Below are 18,153 nucleotides of genomic sequence, written 5' to 3' on the forward strand. Positions count from 1 at the left end.
TCGCCGCGTGTCCAGGAAGCCGCCGATCAGTGACGACCAGCCCCGCGACAAGGCGGGTGCCAAGGTCGTCGTCCTGCTGCTCCTGGGCCTCGTGGTCGTCTTCGGCGGGCTGTACGTCGCCGCGCACTACGCCGCCGGCGACAAGGTCCCGCGCAACACGACCGTCTCCGGCGTGCGGATCGGGGGCCACTCCCAGGCGCAGGCGGCACAGGTGCTGCAGGCAGGCCTCGCCGACAAGGTGAACCGCCCGATCGCCACCACGATCGACGGCCAGGACGTCGAGGTCGACCCGTCCGCGCTCGGCCTGGGCGTCGACTACGACGCCTCTGTCGCGGAGGCCGGTGGCGAGGAGAGCTGGGACCCGGTCCGGCTCTGGAACTACTTCACCGGCGGCGACTCCTTCGACGCCGAGATCAGCGTCGACGACGAGGCCTACCAGGCAGCCCTCGCCGCACTCGACGAGCAGCACGGCACTCCTGCGGTGGACGGCACCCTCTCCTTCGAGGGCGCCGAGATCGCGAAGACCGACCCGACGACCGGCGAGGCGCTCGACCCCGCCGACACGCTGACCGCGCTGCGGGCGGCCTACCTCCAGGACGACCCGTCGGTCGTCGCGCTCGAGCTCGTCGACGTCGTTCCCGACATCGACGCGAGCGACGTGCAGGAGGCGCTCGACACCTTCGCCTCCCCGGCCGTCGCGGCGCCGGTGACGCTCAGCTTCGACGGGTCGGACGTGAAGGTCTTCCCGGCCGACTACACCGCCGCGCTCAGCCTGGTGCCGACCGCCGGTGAGCTGGTCCCGACCCTGGACGCCGCGAAGCTGACCGAGGTCGTCGGCTCGAAGGTGACCGCCGGTGCCGCCGTGGACGCCAGCGTCGCGCTGGTCGACGGGCGCCCCCAGGTCGTGCCCGCCAAGCCCGGCGTCACCTTCGACCCCCAGCAGCTCGAGGACGGCTTCCTCGACGCCGTCGCCGAGCCGCAGGGCGAGCGGACGCTCACGCTCGACGCCCAGGTCGCGCAGCCGGCGTTCACCACGAAGGACGCACGTGCGCTCGAGGTCAAGGAGCGGGTCTCGACGTTCACGACCTACTTCCCCTACGCGGAGTACCGCAACGTCAACATCGGCCGCGCTGCCGAGCTGATCAACGGCACCCTGCTCAAGCCGGGGGAGACCTTCTCGCTCAACGACACCGTCGGCGAGCGCACCGAGGCCAACGGCTTCACCGAGGGCTACGTCATCAACGACGGCATCCTCGTCCAGGACCTCGGCGGCGGCGTCTCGCAGATGGCGACGACGACGTTCAACGCGATGTTCTTCGCCGGCCTCGAGGACGTCGAGCACAAGCCGCACTCGTTCTACATCGACCGCTACCCGGTGGGCCGTGAGGCCACCGTCGCGTGGGGTGCCGTCGACCTGCGCTTCACCAACGACACCCCGTACGGCGTGCTGATCCAGGCCAACGTCACGCCCTCGACGCCGTCGTCGTCGGGCGTCGCGACGGTGAGCATGTGGTCGACGAAGTACTGGGACATCACCACCTCGACCGGTGAGCGCTACAACCTCACCGAACCCAAGACCCGCCGTGTCGACACCCTCAAGTGCCACCCGAACGTCGGCTACGGCGGCTTCGACATCGACGTCGTGCGCTACTTCGACCCCGTCAACGGCAACACCGAGACCCGCGACGACGAGGTCTTCCGCACGACCTACATCCCCAGCGACACGGTCGTGTGCACCAACCCCGACGCCACCGACGGCTGATGGGCAGCGGCCTCAGGGCGCCAGCCGGTGCAGGTCGCGCGGGAACAGCGTGACCTCGCGGACGTTGGCGGCCTCCACCAGTCGCGCCACCCAGCGCTCGAGCCCGATGGCGAAGCCGCCGTGCGGCGGCATGCCGTGGCGGAATGCCTGCAGGTAGGCCGCGTAGTCGGCCGGGTCCTCGCCGCGCGCGCGGATCGCAGCGTCGTACGCCGACGCGCGGTGCAGGCGCTGCCCACCCGTCACCAGCTCGAGCCCGCGGAACAGCAGGTCGAAGCTGTTCGACCAGCGCTCGTCGCCGGGCTGCGGGTGGGTGTAGAACGGCCGCTTCGCCATCGGGTAGCCCTCGACGGCGAGGAGCTCGCTCCCGTGCTCGGCCAGTGCCCACGCCCCGAGCGCGCGCTCGTGCTCGGGTGCGAGGTCGGGCTCGTCGGCAGGCGCACCGACGAGCGCGAGGGCGTCGGCGAAGTGGATGACGGGGATCTCGTCCGGTACGACGGGCAGGCGGGCGCCCGCGCGCTCGACGGCCGCGCCGGCCGAACCGACGGCGGCCACCATCCCGGCGAGCACCTCGCGCAGGACCGCGAGCACGTCGCGGTGGTCGCGGACGAAGCCGAGCTCGACGTCGAGCGAGCGGTACTCCGCGAGGTGGCGGACGGTGTCGTGCGGCTCGGCACGGAAGACCGGTCCCACCTCGTAGACGCGCTCGAAGACGCCGACGAGCTGCTGCTTGTAGAACTGCGGGCTCTGCGCGAGGTAGGCCGGACGGCCGAACCAGTCGACCTCGAAGACGGAGGAGCCCGTCTCGGTCGCCGACTCGACGATCTTCGGGGTCGCCACCTCGGTGAACCCGAGACCGTCCAGCGTGGAGCGGAAGCCGCGCAGCGAGGCGGCGGCCAGCTCCCAGCGCGCCTTCTGGGCCGGATGGCGCCACAGGACCGGCGCGTGGTCGAGCAGCACCGGCAGCGACACGTCGAGCGCGGGTCGCCAGAGCTCGGCCGGCGGCGTCTCGGCCGGCTCGGTCAGCAGCTCGACGACCGCGTCGGTGACCTCGACCCCGCCGGGCGCCTGGGCGTTGGCGGTCGCCGTGCCGGTGACCCGGACGGTCGTCTCCTCCGGCGGCACGGGCGTGCCCGGCGGCAGCACGACCTGGGCCAGCCCGCTGCGGTCGCGCACGACCAGGAACGTGATCCGGGCCAGCTCGCGACGCCGGTGGACCCAGCCCTCGAGCGTGACGGTCGAGCCGGGCTCGGCCGTCGCGAGTGATGCGCAGAGCGTTCTCATGTGTCCTCCAGTGGTGTGGGCCCTGGAGGTGTGGGCGGGGGCGAGGTCGCGGTGCCACCACACCTTCGCCGGACTCACCCGTCAGGGACGTCCGGCCTCTCGTCGGTGACGTCGTACGCACGGACGACCGCTCCGCTGCTGGCGTGCAGGAGGGGTGTCAGGCCTCGCGGTCGTCGGCACCATGGTGCGCACGGCCACCACCCCACGACAAGCGGGTTTCGGCCCCGCCGGGCCCTAGGCTCGCCGCATGCTGGTGCACCTGCGGTTGACCGTCCCCGCTGCGCTGACCGATGACGTGGTCGAGCTCCTCGCCGACGACGACCGGACGGCCAACCTGACCCTGTGCCGAGGCGCGTCGATCTCGCCCGAGGGTGACCTGGTCGAGTGCGACGTCGCGCGCGAGCTCGCCGGTGAGGTGATCGGCAGGCTCAAGCAGCTCGGCCTCCACGAGTCGGGCGGGATCGTCGTCACCACCCCGACCAGCACCCCCTTCGCCGCCGCCCGTCGGCTCGGTGACGTCGCGCCGGGCGACCCCGACGACGCGGTCATCTGGGACATGGTCGTCGAGCAGTGCTGGGCGGCGAGCCGGCCGACGGTGTCGTACCACCTGTTCTTCGTGCTCGCGACGCTGCTGGCGGCGATCGCCGTCATCACCGACTCGGCCGTGCTGGTGATCGGCGCGATGGTGGTCGGGCCGGAGTTCGGCACCGTCGCCGCGATCGCGACCGGTCTCGTCCTGCGGCAGCCGCGTCTGGCCCGCCGTGCGGTCTCCGTGCTCGCGTGGGGCGTCGTCGTGTCGGTCGCGGTGGTGACCGTGCTGGCCCTGGTGGCGGGCCTCACCGGCCTGGTCACCGAGGAGATGGTCACCCGCGCACGGCCGCAGACCGGCTTCATCTGGCACCCCGACCGATGGTCGTTCATCGTCGCGCTGATCGCCGGTGCCGCAGGCGTCCTCGCCATGACGACGTCACGCGCCAACGCGATGGTCGGCGTCTTCATCTCGGTCACCACGATCCCGGCGGTCGGCAACCTGGCGCTGGCCCTCGGCGTCTGGGCGCCGTCGGAGATCCGGGGCTCCGCGACCCAGCTCGCGGTCAACATCAGCGGCATGGTGCTCGCCGGGATGGCCGTGCTGGTGCTGCAGCGGCTCCTCTGGGTGCCCGCCCTCACCGCCTCGCAGAAGCTCTTCGCCAGGAGTCAGCGCCCGGTGAGGTAGCGGTTCGTGTGGTGGGTGACGAAGCCGTGCCGCTCGTAGAGCGCGATCGCTCCGACGTTGGCGGTCTCGACGTGGAGCATCGCAGTCGTGGCGCCGCGTGAGGCGCCCCAGTCGAGGAGCTCGGCCAGCACGGCGGTCGCGAGCCCACGGCGTCGGTGGGCGGACTCGACCTCGAGCCCCTCGACCAGCAGCCAGTCGCCGGACAGCACGCCCCGGCCGGTCGCCGTACCCCCGTCGAGGGTGGCAGCTGCCGCCGTCGTCGTCTCGTCGACCTCTGCCGTGACGTCGGGTGCGACCGACCTCAGCGACCGCAGGGCGCGCGCGACCGAGGCGAGCTGGGCGTGGGCGTCGCCGTCGCCGGTGGACGAGAACCCCAGCGGGGCCAGTGCCTGCTCGATGTGCGACCCGCGCTGCACCTGGACGTACGCCGTCTGCTCGCGCGCTGCGTAGAACTCGCGGACCCGGAAGGCGACGTCCGCCCACCCGATGCCCGGTGCGTCCATCGCGAGGGCGGAGTTGCCGCGACGACGCAGCCGGCCGCCGTGCGGGGGAGAGGCGCGCAGCAGCCAGTCGCCGAGGGGCTCGGTCTCCAGGGAGGACCAGAGGGCGCCCACGTGCTCCTCGACCTGGCGGGCGCCGATCCGCGACCTGACTGACGCCCGCGGTGGCACCGGCTTGCCCGTGACGACGTCTGCCAGCGCGATGGTGACCGGACCGACCCTGTCGGGGGGACCGTCCCGGTCGATGGTCAGCGCGTCCGCGCCCCACGACGTGCAGACGCCGAGGACGTCGCTGGCGCGGCCGTCGGCGAGGAGGTGGCGCACGACGACGCGCTGGCCGACGACGTGCGGACCGAGGGTGTGACGACCCACGTCCGGATCGCCACGTGTCTCGCCGGAGTGGGGTTCTGACGTCTCGGGCACTCCTCGGATACTAGAGTGGAGGAGTTCTGCTCGTCGTTTCCCCGCGTTGCCCCCAGGAGGCCCTGATGACCTACGTCATCGCCCAGCCGTGCGTCGACCTCAAGGACCGCGCGTGCGTCGACGAATGTCCGGTCGACTGCATCTACGAGGGCAAGCGGATGCTCTACATCCACCCTGACGAGTGCGTCGACTGCGGCGCCTGCGAGCCGGTCTGCCCGGTCGAGGCGATCTTCTACGAGGACGACACCCCGGAGGAGTGGAAGGGCTTCTACGACGCCAACGTGCACTTCTTCGACGACCTCGGCTCGCCCGGCGGCGCCGCGAAGATGGGCGTCATCGAAGCCGACCACGAGCTGGTCGCCGCGCTGCCCCCGCAGGAGCACGACGAGTGATCCCCCAGCCGGTCTCCGGCCGGCTGCCTGACTTCCCCTGGGACAGGCTCACGACGTACGCCGCCACGGCGCGCGCCCACGTCGACGGGGTCTGCGACCTGTCGATCGGCACGCCCGTCGACCCGACGCCCGCCGTCGTCCAGGACGCGCTGCGCGCGGCCACCGACTCGCCGGGCTACCCGACGACGATCGGCCTCGAGGCGACGCGGCAGGCGGCGATCGACTGGCTGGCGCGCCGCCACGGCGTGACGGGCCTCGGCCTCGACGGCGTGCTGCCCGTGACGGGCTCCAAGGAGCTCATCGCGCACCTCGCGCTCCAGCTCGGGATCGGACCCGGCGACCTCGTCGGCTACCCGGAGCTGGCCTACCCGACCTACGAGGTGGGCGCCGCCCTCGCCGGCGCCGACGCGATCGCCGCCGACTCCCTGACGGCGTTCGGCCCACGCACCCCGCGGCTGCTCTGGATCAACAGCCCGTCGAACCCGTCGGGCCGCGTGCTGCCGCTCGAGCACCTGCGCAAGGTCGTCGACTGGTCCCGCGAGCGCGGCACGGTCCTGGTCTCCGACGAGTGCTACATCGAGTGCGCCTGGGAGGGCGACGCGCCGCTCTCGATCCTCGACCCGCAGGTCAACGGCGGCTCGCTCGACGGGCTGCTCGCCGTCCACTCCCTCTCCAAGCGCTCCAACCTCGCCGGCTACCGCTGCGCCTTCGTCGCTGGCGACCCGGCCCTGGTCGGTGAGCTGCTCGCGGTCCGCAAGAACCTCGGCCTGATGATGCCCGGCCCCCTCCAGCACGCCATGGTCGCCGCACTCGACGACGACGCGCACGCCGACGAGCAGCACGGTCGGTACGCCGCCCGCCGCGCCGCGCTGCGCGCCGCGCTCGAGGGTGCCGGGTTCCGCATCGACCACTCCGAGGCCTCGCTCTACCTCTGGGCGACGCGCGACGAGGACTGCTGGAAGACGGTCGCCGACCTCGCCGGCCTCGGGATCCTGGTCGCGCCGGGGGAGTTCTACGGCGCCGCCGGCCGCCGGCACGTCCGGGTCGCCTTCACCGCGACCGACGAGCGCGTCGCCGCTGCGGTCGCCCGCCTCTCCCACTGACGCCCCGGACGCCCGCCCGATTGGCGTCGCCCGGTCGGGGTGGGCCCCGGTCGGCGTCGGCCCGCGCGGTGAGTGAGCCACATCCCGGCGAGCGCGCATGTGGCTGCGGCACCGCTCGCCAGCGCCTCGGATGAGCTGTGCACCCGAGTCTCCCGCTTCGGCACCCAGATCTCGGCCGACAAGCGGGGTGGTCACCGGATATCCGGAGACTCCAGCCGAGAAGGCCGCCGCTCAGTCGAGGACGTCGACGTGGACGTGGTCACGGTGCTCGAGGATCGCCCGGTCGCCGGAGGACGACGACGGGACGCGGTAGTCGCGCCAGCCGGCGCTGGAGCGGCGGGCCTGCCAGATCCGGTCGTCGAAGATGATCGTGCCCAGGTCGAGCCGGTCGGCGTTGGCGACGAGGTAGGTCGCGAGCGCCCAGCCGCGCTTGCGGTTGTCGGCGTTGACCGGGCGGTAGAAGACGTCGATCGCGCGACCCTCGTAGTGCGCGGAACCCTCCATGTGGCCGGTCGAGACGCCGGCGGGCTCGAACCCGCCGAGCGACAGGGTGCCGAAGCGGTCCTCGAGGTCGGCGCGGACGGCGGCCGCGCGCGGGACGAGCCCCGAGGGGTCGAGGTCGTCGCTGGCCTCGTCGGCGTCGCCCGGCACCTCGCACCACAGCGCCTCGGGCGAGTTGCCGGTGAGCGCCGAGGCCAGGGCACGGCCGTCGGCCTCGTGGTCGGCGTACGCGTCGGGGTACGCCGAGCGCTGCACCTCCTGCGCGGCGACGGTGATCTCCATCGTCTCGTAGCCCTCGACCTGGGCGAGCGCGTCGTAGAACGCGTTGGTCGCGTAGACCGGGTCCGTCAGCTCCGCGACGGTGCCCCAGCCCTGCGAGGGCCGCTGCTGGAAGAGGCCGACGGAGTCCCGGTCGCCGTAGTCGATGTTGTAGAGCTTCGACTCCTGGAACGCCGTCGCCAGCGCGATGCTCGCGGCACGCGCGGGCATGCCGCGCTCGATCGAGATCGCCGTGATGAGGGAGGCGTTCTCCGCCTGCTCGAGGTCGATGTCGACGGTGTGGCCGTCGACCTCGGCCGTGCAGCCGGTGCTGGCGAACGGTGTGGGGACGGTGCCCCGGTCGACGAGGACGAGCGCGGTGGCGACGGCCCCGATGGCCACCACCGCTCCGATGGTGGCCGACCGCAGGGTCGGCACGCGGCCCGCTAGTTGGCGTGCAGCGCCGCGTTGAGGGCGATCCCGTCGCCCTTCCACGGCACTGCCTCGATGGCGCCGCTGACCGAGTTGCGGCGGAAGAGGACGTTGTCGACGCCCGACAGGGTGGCGGCCTTCACGACCTGCGGCTTGCCGTCGATGTCGGAGACGGTGACCTTGGTGCCGGCGGTGACGTAGCAGCCGGCCTCGACCACGCAGTCGTTGCCGAGCGAGATGCCGATGCCGGCGTTGGCGCCGAGCAGGCAGCGCTCGCCGATGGAGATGACCTCCTTGCCGCCACCGGACAGGGTGCCCATGATCGAGGAGCCGCCGCCGATGTCGGAGCCGTCGCCGACCACGACGCCGCCGGAGATCCGGCCCTCGACCATCGAGGCGCCGAGCGTGCCGGCGTTGAAGTTCACGAAGCCCTCGTGCATGACGGTCGTGCCCTCGGCGAGGTGGGCGCCGAGGCGGACCCGGTCGGCGTCGCCGATGCGGACACCGGTCGGCACGACGTAGTCGGTCATCCGCGGGAACTTGTCGACGCCGAATACCTGGACGACGTGGCCGGGCACGACCATCCGCAGCTTGGCGCGGACCTCCTCGAAGCCCTCGACCGCGCACGGGCCGGCAGAGGTCCACACGACGTTGGTGAGGAGGCCGAAGATGCCGTCGAGGTTGAGGCCGTGCGGCTTCACGAGCCGGTGGGAGAGCAGGTGCAGCCGCAGCCAGACGTCCTCGGTGCTGGCCGGGGCGTCGTCCAGGTCGGCGATCTCGACGAGGCGTACGACGCGCGTCGTCCCGCGCAGGTCGTCCTCGCCGCCGTCGAGGTGGGCGAGCTCCGCCGAGGGTCCGGCCCCGGTCGCGCCGAGCACGGGGGAGGGGAACCACGCGTCGAGGACGGTGTCGCCGTGGAGGGTCAGCAGGCCGTAGCCGGAAGCAGCAGTCACCCGGCCAAGCCTACGGATCGGGTCCCACGAGGAACGAAAGTAGGGTTTCCGGGTCGGTGTGCGCCGGGGCACACTGACCGGACCGGAGGGGGTCCGGCGTCGTACGGGGAGGACCGCACATGCGCAGGCACGTCTCGATCACGAGCACCATCGGACTGGTCGCCGCGCTGGTCGCGGCCGTGACCGCCGCCCCGGCCACCGCGGCGGACGAGGAGCCCCGGGTCGCGCCCCGCTCGTTCGAGATGCGCGCGCCCGCCTCGTCGTCGTACCGCACCGGGGAGGCGTCGCAGCTGCTCAGCGGCTCCGCCACCTTCAGTCCGGCCAACCGCATGCCCGGCATGCCGACGAGCACCCAGCCGCAGCACCAGTTCTCGATGCCCGCGGGCAGCCTCACGGTGAACGTGAGCTACGGCTACCACTGGCAGACCGACGCGCTGACCTACAACTACAGCCTCGACACCGAGATGCTCGGGCCCGACCCGTCCGGCACCACGCGCACCATGCTCGGGTTCGGAGCCGCCCGCAACGGCACCTGCCAGCTCGAGGAGGAGACCTACGCCTGGGTCTACAGCACCATCCCCGACGTCCTCCTCTACGACAACAAGGACACCCCCGACCTCGCGAGCGCCGCCGGATGGGACTGCGCGGTGCTCCTCGTCGACGCCGGGCCGGGGACGACGCCGTACGACGTCTTCATCGCGCCCTTCGACAAGGAGGTCGCGGTCCCGCAGCTCAGCGTGCAGGCGCCGAAGCGCGACCGGCTGGTGAAGAAGGTGTGGACCCGCATCCCGGTGAAGGTGGCGAACGCCGCACCCGAGGGTGTCGACGCGCGTGACGTCGTGGTCACCGGGACCGGCAAGGGCGTGAAGGTGCGCCCGTTCGAGGTGGGCACGCTCGAGGGCTTGGACGACACCGAGGGCTACGTCTGGGCCAGGCTGACCAGGCCGAAGGCGACGCTCAGCCTCGTCGTGAGCGAGAAGGGCGAGGCGCTCGGCCGCTCGTCGGTGAAGCTGCGGACGCGACCGGCTCCGGCGCCTCCGCGCGCCGGGTCGTGGTCGGCCTCGGGCGTCGACTTCACCGTGCGCGGCGGCAAGGTCCGCGGCTTCTCCATCCAGACGCAGACGCGCTGCGGCGGCTACCCCGACCTCCCGACCACCACCACCAACACCTACTCCTTCGTGACGACCGCGATCCCGCGCAACAACGAGCTCGTCGGCACCGAGCGCAAGGAGGGAGGCGACGCGGCCTACTCGGCCTACCTCGAGATCGAGTTCGTCAGCCCCACCAAGGCGGTCGGGAAGTTCTCCTACTACGGCCCCGCCCGGTGCGTCGCGGTCGACGGGTTCTCCGCGAAGCGGAAGCGCTAGTACGCCGTCACTGACCCGTGCGGCCGTCGACGCACTCCCGGACGAGGTCGGCGTGGCCGCAGTGGCGGGCGTACTCCTCGATCATGTGGACGATGATGTCGCGCACCTCCGTGGGGTCGCCGTGGACGTCGACGACCGTGTCGAGGTCGGTGCGGTCGAGCACCTCGCGGGCGTAGGCGATCTCGTCCTGCCACAGCGCGTGGGACGCCCGGACCAGCTCGTCGTCGACCTCGGGGAAGGTAAACCCGGTGTCGCCGCCCTCCTCCTGGAAGAGCCGCGGGATGTCCATCCGCTCCTCGATCACCCGGCGGAACCAGCTCTGCTCGACCCGCGCCATGTGGCGTACCAGCCCGAGCAGCGAGATGTTCGACGGCGGGACCGCCTTCGTCGCCAGCTGCTCGGCCGTGAGCCCGTCGCACTTGAGCGCCAGGGTCCCGCGGTAGTGCTCGAGGTAGCCCACCAGGCAGGCCTTCTCGCCCGTGGTGGGCCCTGCCTGCATCCGGGGGTCCTCGTCCTCGGGCAGCCACATGCCGTTGAAGTTCATGGGCCGCAGCCTTCCGCACGCCGACCAGCGGACCAAACGACTTGTTCGGTCCGTCGTCCGGCGTCTCCCTCACCTGCGGTGGTCCATCTGCCACTGGACTACCGACCCCGGACGGGGCTCAGTCACGGTCGGGGACGAAGACCTCGTCGACCCGGACCTCGAAGAGCCGGCTGATCCGGAAGGCGAGGGACAGGCGGGGGTCGAAGTGGCCCTTCTCGATCGAGATGACCGTCTGTCGCGAGACACCGAGGGCGGTGGCGCACTCGCCTTGGGACATGCCTGCCTCTTCCCGCAGGAGCTTGAGGGTGTTGTGCATCAGGCCTCCCGGCGGCGGATCACGGCCAGCCGGACCGCGAAGTCGCCGAGGGCGAGGAGGACGAAGAGCCACAGCGGTGCGCCGCGGGTGTCGAGCACCGAGGTGGCGAACACGGTCAGGCCCATGGCCACCACGGTGTCGAAGAACGCGCCGCTGCTGGCGCGGGTGGTCCACTGCTTCTCGATCGAGTCCTCGTGCTCCTCGGGATGCTCGGTGCGGTCGAGCAGCACCGCACCGAGCGCGAGGGCGAACGGGAACGTGAGGGAGGCGAACACCGCGAAGACGACAGCGGCGGGAGCATCGGTGCGTACGGCGGCGGCCCCGGCGCCGACGGCGAGTGCGACGACGAACGCGGGCACCGACGCCTTCAGCCAGGGGATCGACGATGACTGCGTGGCGGTGGTCATGGGCGTGCTCCCTCGATCTGTGTAAAACTTCTTTGACATCGAGAACGGTGCCCGACCGGCCGGTGCATGTCAAGTTTCTTTGACATTGTGAAACCGATTGGTCCCGGCTCACGCCAGCGCCGTACGATCGCCGCAGGCGCTTGAGCCGTCATCAGCGGCGAGCCTCGGGAAGAACGGGTACGGCGATCCGGCCGCGGCCCCGGTAGAACCCGACGGGTACGGCCCGACACAGCCGCAACGAAGCGGGGATCCCCGGATCCCAAGCGAGGTGGTACCGCGGTCACTCGATCGTCCTCGTGGATGACACCCACGAGTCGAGAGTCGAGCCACACCCCATGACGTACCCCAAGGTCAGCCACACCGCCCCGGACGAAGGCGCCACCACGGTCGCCAGCAGCCCGCGCTTCCCGGCGATCGAGGAGGCGGTCCTGGCGTACTGGGACGAGGACGACACCTTCCGCGCGAGCGTCGAGCAGCGCGACGCCGGCGCCGACGGCAGCAACGAGTTCGTCTTCTACGACGGCCCGCCCTTCGCCAACGGCCTGCCGCACTACGGCCACCTGCTCACCGGCTACGTCAAGGACCTGATCCCGCGCTACCAGACGATGCGCGGGCACAAGGTCGAGCGCCGCTTCGGCTGGGACACCCACGGCCTGCCGGCCGAGCTCGAGGCGATGCGGCTCAACGGCATCAAGACCACCGACGAGATCGTCGAGCTGGGCATCGAGAAGTTCAACGAGGCCTGCCGCCAGAGCGTGCTCAAGTACACCGGCGAGTGGCGCGACTACGTCACCCGCCAGGCGCGCTGGGTCGACTTCGACCACGACTACCGCACCATGAACCCGGAGTTCATGGAGTCGGTCATCTGGGCCTTCAAGCAGCTGCACGAGAAGGGCCTGGTCTACGAGGGCTTCCGCGTGCTGCCCTACTGCTGGCAGGACGAGACGCCGCTGTCGAACCACGAGCTGCGGATGGACGACGACGTCTACCAGATGCGCCAGGACCCGGCCGTCACCGTCGGCTACGACATCACGACCGAGGGTCCGTTCCGGGGAGTCAAGGTGATGATCTGGACGACGACCCCGTGGACCCTGCCGTCCAACCTCGCCGTCATGGTCGGGGAGGACATCGACTACGTGGTGGTCGAGTCCGACGGCCCCACCGGCAGCACCGAGCGCTACCTGCTCGCCGAGGCCCGCGTGGCGTCGTACGCCCGGGAGCTGGGCGAGGCACCCACGGTCACCTGGCGCGGCACGGGCGCCGACCTGCTCGGCCTGGAGTACGCCCCGCCGTTCGGCTACTACGCCGGCCACGACAGGGCCTTCCGGCTGGTGCCTGCCGAGTTCGTCACGACCACGGACGGCACCGGGCTCGTGCACACCGCCGGCGCCTTCGGTGAGGACGACAAGGTCGTCACCGACCGCGAGGGCATCGAGGCCGTCATGCCGGTCGGCAAGGACGGGCGCTTCACCTTCCCGGTCACCGACTACGAGGGCATGCAGGTCTTCGACGCCAACCTCCACGTGATCGACCACCTCAAGGCCGCGACCCGGGGCGAGGGGGAGACCGGGAGCGTCACGCCCGGCACCGTCCTCGTCCGCCGCGAGACCTACGACCACTCCTACCCTCACTGCTGGCGCTGCCGGCAGCCGCTGATCTACAAGGGCGTCTCGTCGTGGTTCGTCGAGGTGACCAAGGTCAAGGAGCGCCTGATCGCGCTCAACCAGGACATCCGCTGGGTGCCCGACCACATCAAGGACGGCCAGTTCGGCAAGTGGCTGGAGAACGCCCGTGACTGGTCGATCACCCGCAACCGCTTCTGGGGCAGCCCGGTGCCGGTGTGGAAGTCCGACGACGAGCAGTACCCCCGCATCGACGTCTACGGCTCCTTCGAGGAGATCGAGCGCGACTTCGGCACGCTGCCGCGTGACAAGGACGGCAACCCCGACCTGCACCGGCCGTACGTCGACGACCTGACGCGCCCGAACCCCGACGACCCGACCGGCACGAGCACGATGCGCCGCGTCACCGACGTCCTCGACGTCTGGTTCGACTCGGGCTCGATGAGCTTCGCCCAGGTGCACTACCCGTTCGAGAACAAGGACTGGTTCGACAACCACTTCCCGGGCGACTTCATCGTCGAGTACATCGGCCAGACGCGCGGCTGGTTCTACACGATGCACGTCCTGGCGGGCGCGATCTTCGACCGTCCGGCGTTCTCGACGTGCCTGAGCCACGGCATCGTGCTGGGCAACGACGGCCAGAAGATGTCGAAGTCGCTGCGCAACTACCCCGACGTCCGCGAGGTCTTCGACCGCGACGGCGCCGACGCGATGCGCTGGTTCCTCATGTCCAGCCCGATCCTGCGCGGCGGCAACCTCGTCGTCACCGAGCAGGGCATCCGCGACTCGGTGCGCCAGGTGCTGATCCCGCTGTGGAACAGCTGGTCCTTCTTCAGCCTCTACGCCAACGCGGCGGGCGAGGGCTCCGGCCACGACGCGACGTGGCGCACGGACAGCGCGCACCCGATGGACCGCTACATCCTGGCCAAGCTGCGCGACTACGTCGCCGCGATGACCGACCAGCTCGACAACTACGAGGTGGCCGCGGCGTGCGACTCGACCCGCAGCTTCCTCGACGTGCTCACCAACTGGTACATCCGCCGCTCGCGTGACCGCTTCTGGGACGAGGACGCCGACGCGTTCGACACCCTCTACACGGTGCTCGAGGTCGTCTGCCGGGTCACCGCTCCGCTGATGCCGCTGACCACGGAGGAGGTCTGGCGCGGTCTCACCGGCGAGCGCTCGGTCCACCTCACCGACTGGCCGTCGGTCGACGACCTGCCCGCCGACGACGCGCTGGTCGCGTCGATGGACACCGTCCGCGACGTCTGCTCGGCCGGCTCCGCGCTGCGCAAGGCCGCCAACCTCCGCAACCGCCTGCCCCTGTCGCGGCTCACGGTGGTCTCCGAGGCCGACCTCACCGGCTTCGAGTCGCTGGTCGCCGACGAGCTCAACCTCAAGGCCGTCGACTTGCTCGCCGCCGACGCTCCCGAGGCGGCGGCGTACGGCGTCTCGCAGCGGCTCAGCGTCAACGCCCGCGCCGCCGGGCCGCGCCTGGGCAAGGACGTCCAGGTCGCCATCAAGGGCTCGAAGTCCGGCGACTGGTCGGTCGCCGAGGACGGCACGGTCACCGCGGGCGGCCTCGCCCTGGTCGAGGGGGAGTACGCCCTCGAGACGGTGGCCGGCAGCGAGGACGACGACACCGCGATCGGCATGCTGCCGCGAGGTGGCTTCGTCGTCCTCGACACCGCCGTGACGCCCGAGCTCGAGGCCGAGGGCACCGCCCGCGACCTGGTCCGCGCGGTCCAGCAGGCCCGCAAGGACGCGGGTCTGCAGGTCAGCGACCGGATCTCGCTCACCGTGGCCGGGCCGGAGGCGACCCTCGCCGCCGCCCGCACCCACGAGGCGCTGATCGCCGACGAGACCCTGGCCACCTCGGTGTCGTACGACGACGCGGCCGAGGTCGACGTACGTGTGACGCGCGCCTGATCCGGGTAGACGCCGACGCATGGACGGACCGACCGACCTCGACGCGCTCGCCGAGGCCCTGCGGGTCGACGGCGTCGTCGTCGACCGGGTCATGGGATCGGGCGAGGCGCAGGAGGCCCACGACCGGATCGCGCAGCTGGTGCGCGAGACGCCGTTCCCGGTCTACGTCGCGCTCGTCCAGCAGCCGGACGGGCTGCCCGACGACGCGATCGAGTCGACCGAGGTCCTGGCCGGCCTGCTCAACCGCCGGCTCGGCGACGGGCTCTACGTCCTGCAGACGAGCGAGAGCATCCAGCAGGTGTACGCCTTCGGGCTGGGCGCGGAGCCGGCGCGCCTGAGCCTGGGCGCGCACAGCAACAACGACCGGCTCGACGAGGCCATGCAGGACGTGGGCGGGCACCCGTCCGGGACGGACGGCTACGTCACGGTCCCGGCGGTCGCCAAGGCGGAGGCGCAGGCGCGCGCCGCCGAGGAGCTCGTCGAGATGGGCAGCGACGGCACCAGCGGCGACTACCCCGCCACCCTGACGCAGGCCGACGCCGACGACCTCGCCGAGCACGCGCTGGAGGTCCAGGCTGCGGCGCAGTGGCGCCCCTCCGTGGGCGACTACGTCGAGGTCCGGACCGCGTCGAGCGGGTTGTCCGCGCTCGTCGGCGGGCTGGTCGCGCTCGTCGTCGCGCTCATGGTCGGCCAGACGCTGCGCGGGTGGCCCCGCACCGGCAGACCACGCCCCGGCGAGGCGGCGGTGAAGCGATCTGCGATGACGGCGGCGGCCGCGCCGCCGCCCGACCTCGAGGTCGAGCGGGCGCGTGCGTCGCGGCTCGCCGACGTGCTGGCGAAGAACCTCGAGCGGACCGACTGGGACACCGTCCGGGACCGTGAGGTGGCGGGCCGGGCACTCAGCGCCCGCGACGCCGCCGAGCCCCTGCTCACCTCCGACGACGTCGCCGACCTCGTCGGCGCCCGGTTGCTCGCGCAGATCGGCGCCGCGGACCTCGGCCGTGGCCGACGCGGGGGCGGACCGCCCTTCGTGCCGTGCTTCTTCGACCCGCGACACAAGCCGGGGACGTCCACCGCGTCCTGGCGCCTCGGCGACGGGCAGGTCGAGGTGCCCTGCTGCGCCACCTGTGCCAGGGCGGTCGCCCGGGGCGAGACGCCTCAGCACCTGCGCCTGGCCGCTCGCCGCGGCACCGAGCCCTACTGGGAGCGCGACGACGTGTGGGCGCGGACCGGCTTCGGCGCCGTCTCGGACGACCTGGCGCGCGACGTCCTGGCCGATCGGGCGGGCCGGCGATGAAGCGTCAGCTCGCCTGGGTGGTCGGTGCCGTCGTCGGCATCGTCGTCGGCACTGCGACCGCCTTCGGTGTGCAGGGCTGGCAGGAGTCGCGCGAGGCCTCCGACCTGGACCGCCGCATCGCCAGCGACCAGCACGAGGACGTCGTACCCGCCCCTGTCGACGCGATCCGAGAGCTGCTCGCCCAGGACAGCCTGGTGGTGGTGGATCCCCTGCTGGCCGACCGGGTGTCCGCCGAGGACCTGCAGCGCGCCGAGGAGGTCCTCGCGAGCTCGCCCGTGCCGGCGCGGATCGCCTACCTGTCCTACCCGGACGGCCTCGACGTCGGCTACACCGCCTCCGGCGCCGGCCCGCAGTGGTGGACGAACGTGGGCGAGGTGGGTCACTACGCGATCCTCTGGGACAACGGCTCCGCCGAGGTGGGGTCCGTCGGGCTCGAGCCCGACTACCTCGCCGATCGCACGGAGGGCCAGCCCGGCCCGGCGCTGGAGCGCATCGCCGCGGAGATGGCGACCTGGGAGGCCGTGCCGCTCGACGACGCTCCCTACGAGCCCGGGGACTTCGACTACTGGGAGGGCGTCGGCGGCGGGCTCGCCGCGGCCCTCCTCTTCGGTGGGCTCGGCGTCGTGCCGGGCTTCCTGCTCCTGCGCTGGTACGTCGGCACGCGACGTCGAGAGGTTGGCTGATGGCCGAGATCACCGATGCCACGATCGCCGAGATCGAGCAGCAGCTGGCCGGGGACGGAGTCTGGATCGATCCCGCGTTCGCCAAGGGCCACGGCATCTCGGCGGCCGACGAGACCGCGATCGAGCAGGCCGTCGCCGGCACGCAGGAGGCCGACCTCAAGGTCGTCCTGGTCGACATCGACTACGGAGACCCGCGCTTCCAGGGGAGCTTCGCCAGCCTCACCGCCTGGCTGCAGGACGACACCGGCGGCGACGCGACCTACATCGGCTGGGACGATCCCGACCTCAGCGTGCAGGCCTTCGGCGACCAGCCGGACACGCTCTACGTCGACAACGTGGCCGAGCACGAGCACCCGGGTGACGTCGCCGCGCAGGTCCTGATGGCGCAGGAGCTGATCGAGGACGGCACCGCTGAGGCGCTGTGGAACGACATCCCACGCGACGAGCGCTACTCCTGGACCGCCGACGAGGGCATCCAGGCGTCCGAGGTGTTCGGCGGGATCGGCATCGTCGTCGCGATCGGTGCAGTGGTGACCGGTCTCGTCGTCCTGGTCCGCAGGAGGCGAAGGCGCCCGGCCGGCTTCACCCTGCCCAGCACCGTCCTCCACACCATCCGGGCGGCCGAGGACCGGCGCCTGCGTGAGCAGGCCGAGACCGAGGTGCTCGCCCTGGGCGAGGCGATCGGCAGCGGCGAGGCCACCGGCACCGCCAACGGGCTCGCGGCCTGGCAGCAGGCGCTCGACCACTACGCCGCGGCCCGCTCGATCCTGTCGCAGGACGCCGCTCCGGCGGACGTGGTCGGTGCGCTGGTCCTGGCCCGTCGCGGCGAGGACGCCCGCTCGGCCGCGCAGGAGAGGAAGCCCTCGGCGTGGGCGCCTCCGGTGCGCTGCTGGTTCAACCCGCTGCACGACGGGCGCACCACGGAGGTCACATGGAAGGACGGCGGCCGGGAGGTGGACGTGCCGGCCTGCGCGGAGTGTGCGGAGGACGTCCGCGCCGGCAGGGAGCCTGACGACGTCCTCGACTTCATCGAGGGCGACTCGACCGTCCACTACTACCGCCTCGACCTCGGCGCATGGAGCACGACCGGCTACGGCACGCTCGACCGCGACCTGTTGGGCGCGCTGCGGACGAGCAGGTCGCGGCGCGGCATCGTCCGTCCTTGAC

At 71.8% G+C, this 18,153-nt stretch carries 16 protein-coding genes; 9 read left to right on the forward strand and 7 right to left on the reverse strand.

The features are described 5' to 3' along the window. The first annotated feature begins 7 nt into the window (after positions 1–7). Positions 8–1,762 (forward strand): VanW family protein, encoded by a 1,755-nt coding sequence (locus EUA93_RS12335; protein ID WP_129400407.1) that lies wholly within the window; start codon positions 8–10, stop codon positions 1,760–1,762. A 12-nt stretch (positions 1,763–1,774) separates the two neighbouring features. Here EUA93_RS12335 and aspS read toward each other — a convergent pair whose 3' ends face one another. After that, on the reverse strand, positions 1,775–3,043 hold the full coding sequence (aspS, locus tag EUA93_RS12340; protein ID WP_129400408.1) for an aspartate--tRNA(Asn) ligase: 1,269 nt from the start codon (positions 3,041–3,043) through the stop codon (positions 1,775–1,777). 247 nt (positions 3,044–3,290) lie between these two features. Here aspS and EUA93_RS12345 point away from each other — a divergent pair, with 247 nt between their 5' ends. After that, entirely contained in the window at positions 3,291–4,259 is a 969-nt protein-coding gene (locus tag EUA93_RS12345) for a DUF389 domain-containing protein (RefSeq protein ID WP_129400409.1), read from the forward strand. On the opposite strand, the gene EUA93_RS21600 is transcribed toward EUA93_RS12345, so the two are convergent. After that, positions 4,241–5,131 carry a GNAT family N-acetyltransferase gene (locus EUA93_RS21600; protein WP_165355148.1) on the reverse strand — a complete coding sequence of 297 codons (891 nt, stop codon included), beginning with the start codon at positions 5,129–5,131 and terminating at the stop codon, positions 4,241–4,243. The two genes, EUA93_RS12345 and EUA93_RS21600, sit on opposite strands and share 19 nt — an antisense overlap. Positions 5,132–5,247: 116 nt before the next feature. On the opposite strand from EUA93_RS21600, the gene fdxA reads away from it, so the two are divergent. Both fdxA and dapC read left to right on the forward strand, forming a co-directional pair. After that, positions 5,248–5,574, forward strand: a complete 327-nt coding sequence (gene fdxA, locus EUA93_RS12355; RefSeq protein WP_129400410.1) for a ferredoxin — start codon at positions 5,248–5,250, stop codon at positions 5,572–5,574. After that, positions 5,574–6,677, forward strand: a complete 1,104-nt coding sequence (gene dapC / locus EUA93_RS12360) for a succinyldiaminopimelate transaminase (RefSeq protein ID WP_129401224.1) — start codon at positions 5,574–5,576, stop codon at positions 6,675–6,677. The genes fdxA and dapC overlap by 1 nt, the downstream gene beginning before the upstream one ends. 231 nt (positions 6,678–6,908) lie before the next feature. Here dapC and EUA93_RS12365 read toward each other — a convergent pair whose 3' ends face one another. Continuing rightward, entirely contained in the window at positions 6,909–7,874 is a 966-nt protein-coding gene (locus EUA93_RS12365) for a VldE C-terminal domain-containing protein (protein WP_207208674.1), read from the reverse strand. 8 nt (positions 7,875–7,882) lie between these two features. After that, positions 7,883–8,821 (reverse strand): 2,3,4,5-tetrahydropyridine-2,6-dicarboxylate N-succinyltransferase, encoded by a 939-nt coding sequence (dapD, locus tag EUA93_RS12370; protein WP_129400411.1) that lies wholly within the window; start codon positions 8,819–8,821, stop codon positions 7,883–7,885. Between the two features lie 119 nt (positions 8,822–8,940). Here dapD and EUA93_RS12375 point away from each other — a divergent pair, with 119 nt between their 5' ends. Further along, a complete protein-coding gene (locus EUA93_RS12375) occupies positions 8,941–10,188 on the forward strand; it encodes a hypothetical protein (RefSeq protein WP_129400412.1) in 1,248 nt (415 codons plus the stop codon). A gap of 7 nt (positions 10,189–10,195) precedes the next feature. Here the strand turns inward: EUA93_RS12375 and EUA93_RS12380 are convergent, their stop codons facing one another. From EUA93_RS12380 to EUA93_RS12390, 3 genes are all read right to left on the reverse strand, one after another. After that, complete coding sequence (locus EUA93_RS12380) at positions 10,196–10,732, reverse strand: DinB family protein (protein ID WP_129400413.1); 537 nt, start codon at positions 10,730–10,732, stop codon at positions 10,196–10,198. Between the two features lie 118 nt (positions 10,733–10,850). Continuing rightward, complete coding sequence (locus tag EUA93_RS12385) at positions 10,851–11,048, reverse strand: helix-turn-helix transcriptional regulator (RefSeq protein WP_129400414.1); 198 nt, start codon at positions 11,046–11,048, stop codon at positions 10,851–10,853. Next, entirely contained in the window at positions 11,048–11,455 is a 408-nt protein-coding gene (locus tag EUA93_RS12390; protein ID WP_129400415.1) for a hypothetical protein, read from the reverse strand. Before EUA93_RS12390 ends, EUA93_RS12385 begins: the two co-directional genes overlap by 1 nt. 335 nt (positions 11,456–11,790) lie before the next feature. Between EUA93_RS12390 and ileS the strand changes: the two genes are divergently transcribed. Genes ileS through EUA93_RS12410 form a run of 4 tightly spaced genes read left to right on the forward strand, consistent with a single transcriptional unit; the run spans position 11,791 to position 18,152 of the window. Continuing rightward, positions 11,791–15,006, forward strand: coding sequence for an isoleucine--tRNA ligase (ileS, locus tag EUA93_RS12395; protein WP_129400416.1), 3,216 nt, complete (start codon positions 11,791–11,793; stop codon positions 15,004–15,006). 19 nt (positions 15,007–15,025) lie between these two features. Then, entirely contained in the window at positions 15,026–16,303 is a 1,278-nt protein-coding gene (locus EUA93_RS12400) for a hypothetical protein (RefSeq protein WP_129400417.1), read from the forward strand. Next, complete coding sequence (locus EUA93_RS12405; protein ID WP_129400418.1) at positions 16,300–16,986, forward strand: hypothetical protein; 687 nt, start codon at positions 16,300–16,302, stop codon at positions 16,984–16,986. Before EUA93_RS12400 ends, EUA93_RS12405 begins: the two co-directional genes overlap by 4 nt. After that, the gene (locus tag EUA93_RS12410; RefSeq protein ID WP_129400419.1) at positions 16,986–18,152 is read left to right on the forward strand and encodes a hypothetical protein; all 1,167 of its coding nucleotides are present in this window, start codon (positions 16,986–16,988) and stop codon (positions 18,150–18,152) included. The genes EUA93_RS12405 and EUA93_RS12410 overlap by 1 nt, the downstream gene beginning before the upstream one ends. Position 18,153: the final 1 nt, after the last annotated feature.

Origin of the sequence: Nocardioides oleivorans, from assembly GCF_004137255.1 — a bacterium.
Lineage (GTDB): Bacteria > Actinomycetota > Actinomycetes > Propionibacteriales > Nocardioidaceae > Nocardioides > Nocardioides oleivorans.